At 68.7% G+C, this 12509-nt stretch carries 12 protein-coding genes and 2 tRNA genes; 4 read left to right on the top strand and 10 right to left on the bottom strand.

Annotated features, from left to right (window positions below; all coding sequences use genetic code 11):
• Positions 1-12 precede the first annotated feature (12 nt).
• Positions 13-1575 (top strand): acyl-CoA carboxylase subunit beta, encoded by a 1563-nt coding sequence (locus F784_RS0101980; protein ID WP_019585015.1) that lies wholly within the window; start codon positions 13-15, stop codon positions 1573-1575.
• A 90-nt stretch (positions 1576-1665) separates the two neighbouring features.
• On the opposite strand, the gene F784_RS0101985 is transcribed toward F784_RS0101980, so the two are convergent.
• The 7 genes from F784_RS0101985 to F784_RS0102015 all read right to left on the bottom strand — a co-directional run bounded on the left by F784_RS0101985 (position 1666) and on the right by F784_RS0102015 (position 5696).
• A complete protein-coding gene (locus F784_RS0101985; protein ID WP_019585016.1) occupies positions 1666-2193 on the bottom strand; it encodes a CAP domain-containing protein in 528 nt (175 codons plus the stop codon).
• Positions 2194-2262: 69 nt separating this feature from the next.
• Positions 2263-2916 (bottom strand): GNAT family N-acetyltransferase, encoded by a 654-nt coding sequence (locus tag F784_RS0101990; protein WP_019585017.1) that lies wholly within the window; start codon positions 2914-2916, stop codon positions 2263-2265.
• A 62-nt stretch (positions 2917-2978) separates the two neighbouring features.
• Positions 2979-3053 (bottom strand) — tRNA-Glu (locus F784_RS0101995).
• Positions 3054-3296: 243 nt separating this feature from the next.
• Complete coding sequence (locus F784_RS0102000; RefSeq protein WP_019585018.1) at positions 3297-3809, bottom strand: HD domain-containing protein; 513 nt, start codon at positions 3807-3809, stop codon at positions 3297-3299.
• 55 nt (positions 3810-3864) lie between these two features.
• A complete protein-coding gene (gene trxB, locus F784_RS0102005) occupies positions 3865-4836 on the bottom strand; it encodes a thioredoxin-disulfide reductase (protein ID WP_019585019.1) in 972 nt (323 codons plus the stop codon).
• Between the two features lie 72 nt (positions 4837-4908).
• Complete coding sequence (locus F784_RS0102010) at positions 4909-5403, bottom strand: hypothetical protein (protein ID WP_019585020.1); 495 nt, start codon at positions 5401-5403, stop codon at positions 4909-4911.
• 219 nt (positions 5404-5622) lie between these two features.
• A tRNA-Gln gene (locus tag F784_RS0102015) sits at positions 5623-5696 on the bottom strand.
• Between the two features lie 254 nt (positions 5697-5950).
• Here F784_RS0102015 and F784_RS0102020 point away from each other — a divergent pair.
• Positions 5951-7717, top strand: coding sequence for a 30S ribosomal protein S1 (locus tag F784_RS0102020; RefSeq protein ID WP_019585021.1), 1767 nt, complete (start codon positions 5951-5953; stop codon positions 7715-7717).
• Positions 7718-7783: 66 nt separating this feature from the next.
• On the opposite strand, the gene F784_RS0102025 is transcribed toward F784_RS0102020, so the two are convergent.
• The gene (locus F784_RS0102025) at positions 7784-10012 is read right to left on the bottom strand and encodes a DNA internalization-related competence protein ComEC/Rec2 (protein ID WP_019585022.1); all 2229 of its coding nucleotides are present in this window, start codon (positions 10010-10012) and stop codon (positions 7784-7786) included.
• A complete protein-coding gene (locus F784_RS26965; protein WP_026332194.1) occupies positions 10012-10389 on the bottom strand; it encodes a ComEA family DNA-binding protein in 378 nt (125 codons plus the stop codon). The genes F784_RS0102025 and F784_RS26965 overlap by 1 nt, the downstream gene beginning before the upstream one ends.
• A gap of 78 nt (positions 10390-10467) precedes the next feature.
• Between F784_RS26965 and yedA the strand changes: the two genes are divergently transcribed.
• Both yedA and F784_RS0102040 read left to right on the top strand, forming a co-directional pair.
• Entirely contained in the window at positions 10468-11373 is a 906-nt protein-coding gene (gene yedA, locus F784_RS0102035; protein ID WP_019585024.1) for a drug/metabolite exporter YedA, read from the top strand.
• A complete protein-coding gene (locus F784_RS0102040) occupies positions 11370-11936 on the top strand; it encodes an antibiotic biosynthesis monooxygenase (RefSeq protein ID WP_245557740.1) in 567 nt (188 codons plus the stop codon). The genes yedA and F784_RS0102040 overlap by 4 nt, the downstream gene beginning before the upstream one ends.
• 12 nt (positions 11937-11948) lie before the next feature.
• Here the strand turns inward: F784_RS0102040 and hpt are convergent, their stop codons facing one another.
• A complete protein-coding gene (hpt, locus tag F784_RS0102045) occupies positions 11949-12476 on the bottom strand; it encodes a hypoxanthine phosphoribosyltransferase (protein ID WP_019585026.1) in 528 nt (175 codons plus the stop codon).
• Between the last annotated feature and the right edge of the window lie 33 nt (positions 12477-12509).

The raw sequence follows: 12509 nt of genomic DNA on the forward strand, positions 1-12509 counted from the left end.
AGCATGGGCCGCATGACACAACCGGGGGCCGAACTTCAGGAACTCATCGCCGCGATGGAGCAGCGCCGCGCGAAGGTCGAGGCGGGCGGCGGGCGCGAGCGCCAGCAAAAGCAGCGCGAGGGCGGCAAACTCACGGCCCGTGAGCGCATCGAGCGGCTGCTCGACCCCGGCAGCTTCATGGAACTCTCGACCTTCGTGGAGCATGGCGCCAACCGCCTGATGGTCGGCGTGGAGGCCCCCGGCGAGGGCGTGGTAACGGGGCGGGGCACGATTGGGGGGCGGCAGGTCTTCGTCTTCAGCCAGGATTTCACGGTGCTGGGCGGATCCCTGGGCAAGATGAACGCCGCCAAGGTCACCAAGGTGATGGACCTCGCGGCCAAGACGGGCTGCCCGGTGATCGGCCTGAACGACTCGGCGGGGGCGCGCATTCAGGAGGGGGTGGATTCCTTAAGCGGCTACGGCGAGATCTTCTACCGCAACGCGATCTACTCGGGCGCGGTGCCGCAGATCAGCGCGATCCTGGGGCCGTGCGCGGGGGGCGCGGTGTACTCCCCCGCCCTGACCGACTTCATCCTGATGAGCCGGGGAAGCTCGTACATGTTCATCACCGGGCCGGAAGTCATCAAGTCCGTCACGCGCGAGGATGTGACCTTTGATCAGCTCGGCGGCGCGGATGTCCATACCCGCAAGTCCGGCGTGGCCCACCTGGAATACGACGGCGACGAGGCGGTGCTCGACGGCATCCGCGAGTTGCTGAGCTATCTGCCGCAGAACGCCCACGAGCAGCCGCCCGTGCAGGAATGCTTCGATCCGGTGGACCGGCCGAACGACCGACTCCTCGACATCGTCACGCCCGACCAGCGCAAGCCCTACGCGATGCACGACGTGATTCACGAGCTGGTGGACGACGGCACCTTCCTGGAAATCCAGCCTGGCTGGGCGAGGAACATCCTCTGCGGCTTCGTGCGGCTGAACGGCTTCCCGGTCGGGATCGTGGCGAACAATCCCAAGGTGATGGCGGGGACACTGAACATTGACGCCTCCGACAAGGCCGCGCGCTTTATCCGCACCTGCGACTGCTACAACATCCCGATCCTGACACTGGTGGACGTGACGGGCTTCCTGCCGGGGGTGACGCAGGAGCACGCCGGGATCATCCGCCACGGGGCGAAGATGCTCTACGCCTACGCCGAGGCGACCGTCCCCAAGATCACGCTGATCACGCGCAAGAGCTACGGCGGGGCGTACCTCGCCATGAACAGCCGCGACATGGGCGCCGACGTGGTGTACGCCTGGCCCACCGCCGCCGTCGCCGTCATGGGCGCCGAGGGGGCCGCCAACATCGTCTACCGGCGCGAGATTCAGAACTCGGAGAACCCCGAAGCCACCCGTGCCGAGAAGATCGCGCAGTACAAGGAAACCTTCGACAACCCCTATGTGGCCGCCGCCAAGGGCTACATCGACGACGTGATCCCCATCGAGGACACCCGCCGCCGCCTGATCCAGACCTTCGCCATGCTGCGGGACAAGGTGGAGCAGAGGCCATACAAGAAGCACGGGAATATGCCGCTGTAGGCGGTCAGTCGCGCGTCTCGCCTCCACCAAACGGAGGTGGCGCGGCAGGTTGGGAAAACCCCTTCCTGCCGCGCCACCTCCCGTTTTCCCTCAACGCGCCCCGAAGTCCTGCACCCAGTAGTGCCCGTAGGAGCCGCCCCGCGCGTACCCGACCCCCAGCTCCTGAAAGCTCGGGCTCATGATGTTGCGGCAGTGCCCCTCGCTTGCCAGCCACGCGGCGACGACTTCCTCGGGCGAGGTCTGCCCGGCGGCGATGTTCTCCCCGACCGTGCGCCAGGTGTAACCCGCCGCCGTGATGCGCTGGACGAAGGTGCGTCCGTCCTGGCTGGTGTGGTTGAAGTAGTTCCGCGCCGCCATATCCGCCGCATGCCTCTGCGCGGCCTGCTCCAGCCGCGCATCGGACATGAGGGGCGTGGTGGCGGCAAACCGGTCGGCGCCGCACGTCCGGGCCTGGGCGCGGGCCTGGTTGGTGAGGTTAAGCACCTGTTGCTCGAAGGTGCCGCCGAGCGAGGAGGGGGTGGGGCTGGACGTGATGCTCGGGGAGGGGCTGGGTGCGGAGCCGCAGGCTGTCAGGGCCAGCAGACCCCCGACCAGGGCAAGCATCTCGTAGGAGCGCATGACCCAGTAGACCGGACGGCCCCCAAAAGGCCTATGAAATTCCCGTCGTTCCTGAGCTCTCCCCTCGGGTCAGTCCAGCCGCCAGTAGGTCACTGTCACCTCGTCCACGACCTCCAGGGGGCTGGTGTCGGGCAGGCTGGCCCTCAGCGCGCCCCCGAGCGCGTGGGCCGCGTTCAACAGGGGTGCGTCGGCGGTGGGGTCGAGGGTGCCCCACAGGTGCGCCCCTCCCCCACCGTTCGGCGTGGCTCGCCAGAGTAACGCCCCGACCGCCTCGCCCCCGGCGTAGGCCGTGAGCAGCGTGACGTCCCGGTCCCCCTCCAGCCGGGGGGCGAGGTGCCGGGCGAGCGTCCCCGCCCACTCCGGCGTGCCGTGCGCCTCGGTGAGGACGGCGGCCCAGGCAGGCAGCGCGAGGCGCGAGACCTGCTCGACGACAATCACGCTCGCGTCCGGGTACGGGTGATAGGAGCCGACCCGCACGACGCCGACCTCCTCGCCGGGCAAGGGCACGGTAGCGGCCACCAGGGCGGGCATCTCCTGCGCGTGGTGCCAGGCGGCCACCAGCGGCAGGCGGCCCGGGTCGGCGTCAGGCAGGAAGGTCGCATTCAGGGCGAGCACGTTCACGCCAGGCGTGTGCAGCGTGACCGCGCCCCGAAAGTCGCGCCGGATGGTCGAGAGCGGCTCGAAGTACGCGACGAGTTCGGACAGGACCGGGGGCAGACTCATGCGGGGAGCCTAGCGGAGCAGGCACAAGAAAACGCCGCCTCACGGAGGGAAGCGGCGTGTGGTGGTGACCCCAACGGGACTTGAACCCGTGTCTGCGCCTTGAGAGGGCGCTGTCCTGACCGCTAGACGATGGGGCCGTCCGGGGGTTGCTTCCGTCCGGAGGACGGTGTCAGGCGCGAGGAAGGATTTTAGGGGAGCATGGCAGGAAAAGTCAAGCGCTGAACTCCGGCTCTGCTCCCAATCGAGTCCAATGTGACCCTCTCCCACGAGGGGAGAGGGCCTGGCGCAGCCAGGGGTGAGGGGGCGCTCAATCGGCGACCTCGACCCATCCGGGTATCTTCCAGAGGGTGTTCCGAGTGGGGATCAAAGCCCACGCCGACCTACTCCAGATCGTCGTAGTGGTGCAGCAGCGCCGCTTCCGGGTCCCCACCCGCGTGGTGGTGCCGGGCGACGAGTCGGGCGACCCGGGGCCTTGCCCCCGCTCGTGCCAGCAGCTCCGCGCCCAGTTCGGGGTGGTAGGCCCGCACCGCCAGCGGTCCGAACGGCAGGAGCCGGGCTATGCGGTTGGGCACCAGGCCGACGAGGACGCGCTCGGTCACCCGGTACGGGCGGATGCTCTTGCCGCAGTCGTGCAGCAGGGCGGCGGCCACCACCTCGGGCGCGGCGTCCGGGTGGTCGCGCAGCAGGTGGCGGGTCACCCGGCAGGCGTGCTCGCGGTCGCGGGCGTCCATCCCGAGATACACGCGGGCCTCCCGGGGCGTGAGCTGCGCCGCGGCCCAGGTGTCGTCAGGGTGGGCGTAATGAGCACTCAGGCTGCGCGCGAGCCGCCGCACCTTGCCCAGATAGCCGCGCGCCTTGCGGGACACCCGGGCAGAGAGGGGCAGAGAGCGCATGCAGCAAGCATAAGGGAAGGGGCACGCTCCTCCCCTTCCCGCCAGTACGGACAGCTCAGTCGGCCGCCGTCTCGGTTTCCAGCTCTAACGCCGCCAGGGCGCGCTCGGCACTCATCGCGGCACGGGTGCCCGCCCCCACGCTGGTGGCGAGCTGGCGGTACACGTAATCCGACACGTCGCCCGCCGCGAACAGCAGGGGCACACTGGTGTAGATCTCGTCGGTCACCTCCACGTACCCGTCGTCGCGCAGCCGCACCGTGCCCTGAACGAAGTCGGTGTTCGGCACATGCCCGATGAAGATGAACACCCCGTCGGTCGGCATGTCGGTGACCTCACCCGTCTTCAGGTTCTTCAGCCGCACGCCCGTCACGTGGTCCTCGCCCTGAATCTCCTCGACCACCGTGTCCCAGACGAATTTCATCTTGGGGTTGGCGAAGGCCCGCGCCTGGGCGACCTTGTTGGCACGCAGGCTGTCCCGGCGGTGGATCAGGGTCACCTCCTCGGCGAACTTGGTCAGGAAGAGGCCCTCCTCGACCGCCGCGTCGCCGCCGCCGATCACAATGACCTTCTTGCCGCGGTAGAAGAAGCCGTCGCAGGTCGCGCAGGTCGAGACCCCCTTGCCCCAGAAATGCTCCTCGCCGGGGACGTTCAGGCGGCGGGGATTGGCCCCGGTCGCCAGAATGATGCTCTTCGCGCGGTAGGTGCCGCTGTAACCGCGCACGGTGAACACATAGGGATGGCTGGTCGGCGTGGACTCGATGGCCTCCACCTCGTCCATCTCGATGCGGGCGCCGAACTTCTCGGCCTGCTGCACCATGCGCTGCGAGAGTTCCATGCCGCTGATGGGCTCGGGAAAGCCGGGGTAATTCTCGACCTCCTCGGTCTGGGCAATCTGGCCGCCGGGCAGGCCCTTTTCCAGCACCAGGGTGCTGAGGCTGCCTCGGCCCGCGTAGATGGCGGCGGTCAGGCCAGCGGGACCGCCACCGATGATCACCACGTCGTAGTTCTGCACGGGGGCACTCGTCATGGGAAAAGCGTACCACCATGCACATTTCAGGACCGTCAGCCAGGCACACTTTACTTTTTAAAGCAAGAGAGGTTATCGGTCCGCGAACCGCTCGGCGTTTTGCCCGGCGAGGAAAATCGCCTGGTAGGTCGCGTTCATGGTGTCGAGAATGCGGCCGCTGTACTCGAAGGCCCACTCGCCCGCCCGGTTCTGCCACCACACACCCAACAGGGCGGCGTGGTCACCGAGGTTCAGGGGAATGGAAATACTCTCGAAGCTGGGTGCCCCGGCCTCAAGCACCATGCCGTCCAGAAAGTCCAGGGACCGCGGCTGGCTGTGGATCATCACGGCGTAGAGGTGGCCGACCTGCTCGCCCTGACGGCGACTCAACTCGGCCAGGTCCACCCGGAACTCCCTCTTTTCGGAGAAGACGTCGGGCGAGCCCGGAAAGTGGGTGACCTCAAACTCGCTGCGGTTCGGGAAGTCGATGATGCCGTTCGGCGAGACGTGAACCACCTGAAGCTCGGCGTGGACCACCGGAAGGGCACCGGAGCGGACGGTCAGGCAAAGCGTAGGACGTTCATTCAAGGGCAAACCTCCATCGGAACGGCTTGGGGCCTTTCTCCAGGGATCACCGGAGCCGCAGCCTCTGCCAGAATCGAGCACTTCGCCCGTATGGGCCTTGCCCTTCCGTTGAGACCCTCTGGAAGCGAGCTTAAATCCTTGCGGCCCGGCTCGGCCGCATTCCGCAACCCCAGACTTGACCCCCAACATGAAAAACCCCCGCACACGGCGGGGATTCTCATTTGGCTGGGGCACAAGGACTCGAACCTTGATTAACGGTGCCAGAAACCGTCGTCCTGCCATTAGACGATGCCCCAACGCGGGACTCTGGCCGCTCAAGCACAAGCTGAGCGTGAGGGAGTATAGCCGCCGCCCCCGGCCCCGTCAACTGCCGCCCCTGCGGGCCGAATGCACTTTTCCCGGCGCACAGTCCGTATAAAAGCGAATAGACCGCGTTCAAACCTTGCTTGCCCCCCCCATCAGGCGGTGCTACACTGAGGCGTTGCCGCGCATAGCGCAGGTTACGTGGTACCCGCGCGGGAAGTGCGGGTGCCCAGGAGGACAGGAGTTCATGGAAGACCAGACCCAGACCCCCGCCGCTGAGGGCGGGACCATTCAGCCCGTGCCGGGCACCGAGCAGCAGAGCTCCCAGCAGGCCCAGACGGCCCCCGCCCAGGCGAGCGCCCCCGCCAGCAGCACGGACGACCGTGACTACCCCGCCATGACCATGGAGGACGTCCTCGCCAGCGAGGCAACCGAGCACCAGTCGGTCAGCCGGGGCGACATCGTGGACGGCACCGTGGTGTTTATCGGCAACGAGGGCATCGCGGTGGACATCGGCGCCAAGGTGGAGGGCACCATTCCCCTCAACCAGATCACCGAGGAGCCGGTCACGCTGGAGCAGGCCCAGGGGATGTACAAGCCCGGCGACAAGATCGAGGCGTACGTCGTGCGGGTGGACCTCGCCAACAACCAGATCGTTCTCTCCAAGAAGCGCGCGGACCAGGACAAGGGCTGGCGGGTGCTGGAGCGCATGCAGGAGAACGACGAGGCCTTTGAGGTCGAGGTGCTCGAAAAGGTGCGCGGCGGGCTCGTGGCGCAGGTCGAGGGCATTCGGGCGTTCCTCCCCGCCTCCCAGGTGGACACCCGGCGCGTGAACGACCTGGACCCCTACGTGGGCAAGCCGCTGATGGTCAAGCTGATCGAGCTTAACCGCAAGCGCAACCGGGTCATCATCAGCCACCGCGCGATCATGGAGGCCCAGAAGGCCCAGGCGCGCGAGCAGACCATCGGCAAGCTGGTGCCCGGCGCTACCTTCGAGGGCGAGGTCGTCGAGATCACGGACTTCGGCGTCTTCGTGAACCTGGGCGGCATTGACGGTCTGGTTCACCGCAGCGAGCTGACCTATGGCCGCTTCAACCACCCCCGCGACGTGGTGAAGGTGGGCGACAAGGTCCAGGTCCAGGTCATCGACGTGGACGAGGGCCGCGAGCGCATCAACCTCTCCATGAAGTCGCTCACCCAGGACCCCTGGCAGGGCGCGGTCGAGAAGTACCACATCGGCCAGCGGGTGCGCGGCAAGGTCACCAACCTGACCAACTTCGGCGCGTTCGTCGAGCTGGAGCCCGGCCTGGAAGGGCTGGTCCACGTCAGCGAGATGAGCTGGACCAAGCGCGTGCGTCACCCCAACGAGGTGCTGAAGGAGGGCGACGAGGTCGAGGCCGTCATCCTGCGGATCGACCCCCGGGAGCGGCGCATCTCCCTGGGTATTCGCCAGACCACGGACGATCCCTGGAGCGCGCTGCCCGACCGCTACCCGCCCGGCACGCCCGTCAAGGGCAAGATCACCGGCATGACCGACTTCGGCGTCTTCATGGAGATTGAGGAGGGCATCGAGGGCCTGATCCACATCAGCGAACTCGACACGCAGCGCGTGAACAACCCCGCCGACCTCTTCAAGAAGGGCGACGAGATCGAGGCCGTGATCCTGAACATCGACCCCGTGGAGCAGCGCGCGAGCCTGTCGCGTCGCCGCGCCCTGGGCGGCGGTGGTCCGGTGCGCGACTACGTCAGTCAGGGTGGCGGCACCCGCAGCGACCGCTATAGCGGTGGCGGCGGTCAGAGCGGTGGCAACCGTGGCGGCGGTGGTGGTCGCGGCGGTCGCGGCGGCGGTGCCGACTACAACTACAACGCCAAGGACGCTTCTCAGGGCGGCAAGATCAGCACGAAGCTGGGCGACGTGTACGCCGACCTCTTCGCGCAGTTCGGCCTGGGCGGCGACAAGAAGGACAACGCGCAGGGCGAGAGCACCGAGAACAAGGACAAGCAGGGCGAGTAAGGACCTGCTGTAAGCAGAGGCCCCCGGGGAAACCTGGGGGCCTTTCTTTTTAGAGTAGATACAGGCTCAGGGTAGCGGCCAGCGGATTGTGCCCAGTTCGTCCGTGCGCCAGACCTTCGCCTCAGCCTCCGCAATCCGGGCCAGCACATCCGGGTGCGGGTGCCCGTAGGTGTTGCGGCCCACGCTGATCAGCACGTCGTGGGGCGTGGTTTCGCGCAGGACGGCCCCTCCAGTGCTGTGACGGCTACCGTGGTGCGCCGCTTTGAGCAGGTCGAGGTCGCCCACACCGATCAACGCCTCGGCAGGGTCGGGCAGGTCGCCGAGCAGGGCGGTGCGGAAGCCGCGCGACTCCACCGTCATTGCCACGCTGTTGTCGTTGTCCTCGGTGGACCAGACCTTGCCCGTCGGCCACAGGACGGTCAGGGTCACGCCGTCCACGCCAAGGCGGTCGCCACGCCGGACCTCCCGCACGGGGACATGGCGCTCCCCGGCGGCGGCGAAGACGGCCGCCAGCACCGGGTCGTCCGTCTTGCGCTGCCCGATCCACAGTTCCCCGACTGGAAAAGCGCGCAGGACGGCTGAAAGTCCCTCTATGTGGTCCGTATCCGCGTGGGTCGCAACCACCACATCCAGCGAGCGTACGCCCAGGGCACGCAGGGCCGGGACTACCGTTCGGGCGCCCACATCGAAGTCCGAACCGACGGAGCCTCCCCCATCCACCAGCACATTCAGCCCCCGTGCCCGGATCAACGTGCTATCGCCCTGCCCCACATCGATGAATACCAGCTCGCGGGGAGGGTGGATTAACCCGGGCAGCAGGGTCAGGGCGGCGCAGGCGAGGAGCGTTCCCAGGGCGAACGGCGCCCGCACGCGGCCCCGCAGCCACAGCACCCCGGCGAGAGCAGCGACCGCGTAGGCAACGAAGCCCGCCGGGCGTACGCTGCCCCAGCTCAGGACGGGCGCGTGCCCAAATACCTCCACCACCCAGAGCAGGACGGAGGCCAGCAGCCCGGTCAGCCAGTTCATGGCAATGGCGAGCGGTCCCAGCAATCCCGCCAGGAAGCCCAGCGGCACGAGGGCGGCCATCAGCCCCTCTGCGAGCAGGTTGGCGGGCAGGCCGACGAGTGGAAGCTGCCCGAAGGCCCCGGCGATGACGGGCAACGTGGCGAGTTCCGCCAGAACGGTCGCCACCAGCGCGAGCCGCAGCCACATGGGCCAGCGCCCAGGCAGGCGCTCCGCAAGGCGTCCCGAAAGTGTCAGCCCCAGCACCGCCAGGAACGAGAGCTGAAAGCCCACGTCAAGCAGCCACAGCGGAAAGGGCAGCAGGCAGAGGACGGCGGCGAGCGCGATTACCGCGAGGGGGTCGGGTCGGCCGCGGCCCAGCGCGTAGCCCATCAGGACCGCCGCGCCCATCAGACACGCCCGGAAGATGCTGGGCGAGAGCCCCACCAGGAGCAGGTAAGGTCCCAGGAACGCCGCCGCCAGCACGTACCGCCACACCAGCGGCACCCGGAAGCGGACCAGCAGCCACAACACGGCGCCGGTCAGCAGCGCCACGTTCTGCCCGCTGAGCGCCATCAGGTGCGAGAGCCCCGAGCGGGCGAAGGCGTCACGGACGGCGTACCCGTCCTCAAAGCTCTCCTGGCCGATGTCGTTGCGGTCGCCGAGTTCGATGGCCTGCATCAGGGCGGCCTGACGCTGACCCAACCCCACGGTGAGGCCACGGCGAAACCAGCCGCGAACGCCACCCTGGGGCTTGCTCCCCCGAACCCGCGCAGCGACGAGCACGGTCGTTGGGGTCGGCACGAAGAGGCCGCCCTGACCGCGAAGCCACGCCGCCTGATCGAACCCGCCGGGCACGCGCCGTTCCTGCGGACGCACCAGTCGACCACTCAGCACCACCTGGCCGGGCGGAACATGCGGTTTCGGGGACACCGCTACCCGGGCGGGTGGGTCCGAGAGCCGCAGGAACTGCCCGTCCCACTCCCCCGTCAGCGTGACCTGGGCGCCGACCCAGGGGGCCATCCGGTCAGGCTGCGCCGCATTCAGATGCTGGGCGCCGAAACCTAGGCCCGTCCCGACAAGCGCCAGCAGGGCCAGGACCGGGCGACCATCCAGGACCGCGAGGAGTGCCCCAGCCAGCACCACCAGGCCTCCCCACCACACCCCCAGCCCGAGCAGAATGCCGCCCATCACGCCTAGGGCGAGCGGGACGGGCCAGGCGAGGCGCCCGGAGGCGGCGCGGGTGGGGCTGACGGCGGCGGGGCGAGGGTCAACGGCGTGCCGCCCGACCATCAGAAGGTCACCAGCGGGCGCAGGGCCGCGAGGGTGGAGGGGCCGATGCCCTTCACCCGGTCGAGGTCCGCGAGGCTGCGGTAGGGCCTTCCCTGCACGATGCGGGCGGCAAGCGCGGGGCCGACCTTGGGCAGGGCCTCCAGTTGTTCCGGAGTGGCGGAATTGAGGTTGACCCGGCCCGAGATCAGCGGCTGAACGCTCGCGGTGGTGGGGTATTCGGGGGCGGCCTCCCCGGACTGCGCTGGAGGCGGCAGAGCGACATGAGTAACTGTCGGCGCCCGGGCGGCCGGATGCAGCACCGGGCCGAGGGCCAGCCCCGCCACGACGAGCAGGCCGACCACGAGCACCAACGTCCAGAGACGTTCGGCGAAAAACACGCGGGCAGTGTACGGTGGGCCGGGACGGGCCGAAGCCGCACATTCGTCACTGCCCGTACCTGCGCGTATGCTCTCCCGGTGACTGCCGCCGCCGCCCGGACCGCCCGCCTGACGCCCGCCGTCCTGCTCTCGCTCGCCCTGGTGTACGTCGTGTGGGGCAGCACCTACTTCGGGATCAAGGTGGCGATTGGCAGCCTGCCGCCGCTGGGGATGCTCGCCGTGCGCTTCCTGCTCGCCGGGACGCTGCTGTACGCCTTCCTGCGCTGGCGCGGCGCTCCGGCCCCCACCGCGCGGGAGTGGCGGTCGAGTGCCGCTGTGGGCCTGCTGCTGCTGGGCGGCGGCACGGGGCTGGTCACGCTGGCGGAGCGCGACGCGAGCAGTTCGGTCGCGGCGATGGTGCTCGCGGTCTCTCCCCTCTTCGCGGCGCTGTTCGCCCGGCTGTGGGGCGAGCGGACGGGCGGGCGCGAGTGGCTGGGGATCGGAGTGGGCCTCGTCGGGATCGCGCTGCTGAACATCGGGGAACTGCACGCCACGCCGCTGGCCGCCCTCCTGCTCATCCTGGCACCGCTGTGCTGGACGTTCGGCAGCCAGTGGTCGCGCCACCTGCCCCTGCCGGGCGGCTTGATGGGCAGCGCGGCCGAGATGTTGGCGGGCGGACTAATCCTGCTGCTCCTCAGCCTGGGCCTGGGGGAACACTGGTCCACCCCGACTGCCGCCAGCCTGTGGGCTCTGGCGTACCTGGTGCTCTTCGGCAGCCTGGTCGCCTACAGCGCGTATATGTATCTCGTGGCGCACACCCGCCCCGCGCTGGCGACGAGTTACGCCTACGTGAACCCGGTGGTCGCGATGCTACTGGGCGTGGGGCTGGGGGGCGAGCACCTGACCGGGCTGGGCTGGGCCGCCCTCGGGGTGATCCTGACCGGGGTGGTGCTGGTCGCGTGGCCGCGCCGCGAAGCGGCATCTGGGGCGCAGGCCAGCGCGTGAACGACGCCGTCCTGAGCGAGCAGCCTCCCCTGGACCCGGTGAACCTGATCGTTCGCCGCCGCATCCGCCCCGGCCGGGAAGCCGAGTTCGAGGCCCTGCTGGCCGAGGCCATCGCCCGGCTCTCAGGTCTGCCCGGTCACCGGGGAACGGGCGTGATCCGGCCCGCGCCCGGCGAACGCGAATACACCCTGCTGGCCCGCTTCGACACGGTCACGAGCGCGGCGAACTGGGAACTCTCCCCCGAACGTGCCGAGTGGCTCTCCCGCGTCGAGCCCCTGGTCGACGGCCGGGTCAGTTTCGAGAAGCAGCCCGGCCTGGAATTCTGGTTCACGCCGCCCGCCAGTCCCACCCTGCGTCAACCCCCGCGCTGGAAGATGGCGCTGTTGACCCTGGCGGCGCTGTACCCCGTCAGCCTGACCTCGGGGCTCCTCCTCGGTCCCGTCCTGGGGCACTGGCCCCTGCCGCTGCGGGCGCTGGCCCAGGCCATGCTGATCGTGCCGCTGATGACCTACCTGGTGATGCCCCTGGCGACCCGCCTTGCAGCGGCCTGGCTTAAGCCGTAACCCCGGCTTCCCTCACTCCTGGCTCGTGATGAACGGCAGGTTGCGGTCGAACTGCGAGCGGTCGAGGCCGTAGCCGTACACGAAGGCGTCGGGGATGGTGAAGCCCAGGTACTCAACGGGCACCTCCACCCGGCGGCGGCTGGGCTTGCTCAGGAGCGCGGCGACCTTGAGGCTGGCGGGGCCGCGCCCCTGGAGGTAGTGCAGCAGGTAATTCATGGTGATGCCGGTGTCCACGATGTCCTCGACGAGGATCACGTGGCGCCCGCTGATGGGAAACTGCAGGTCCTTGACGAGCTTGACCTCGCCGCTCGTCTGCTTGGCGTCGCCGTAGGAACTGGCCTGGAGAAAGTCGATGGTGCAGGGAATGCCGAGGGCCCGCACGAGGTCCGCGTGAAAGAGAAAGGCGCCGTTCAGCACACAGATCAGGTGCGGCTCCCTGCCCGCGTAGTCGGCCCGAATCTTCTGTCCGAGTTCCTGAATGCGGGCCTGAAGCTGGTCCTGCGTGATCTGCACGGGGCCGTTGCCGGGGGCGAGGCTCATATCGGCCCAGGCTAACACGGCCCCCGCCCGCCT

It is taken from the genome of Deinococcus apachensis DSM 19763, assembly GCF_000381345.1.
In the GTDB taxonomy this organism is placed as follows: Bacteria; Deinococcota; Deinococci; order Deinococcales; family Deinococcaceae; genus Deinococcus; species Deinococcus apachensis.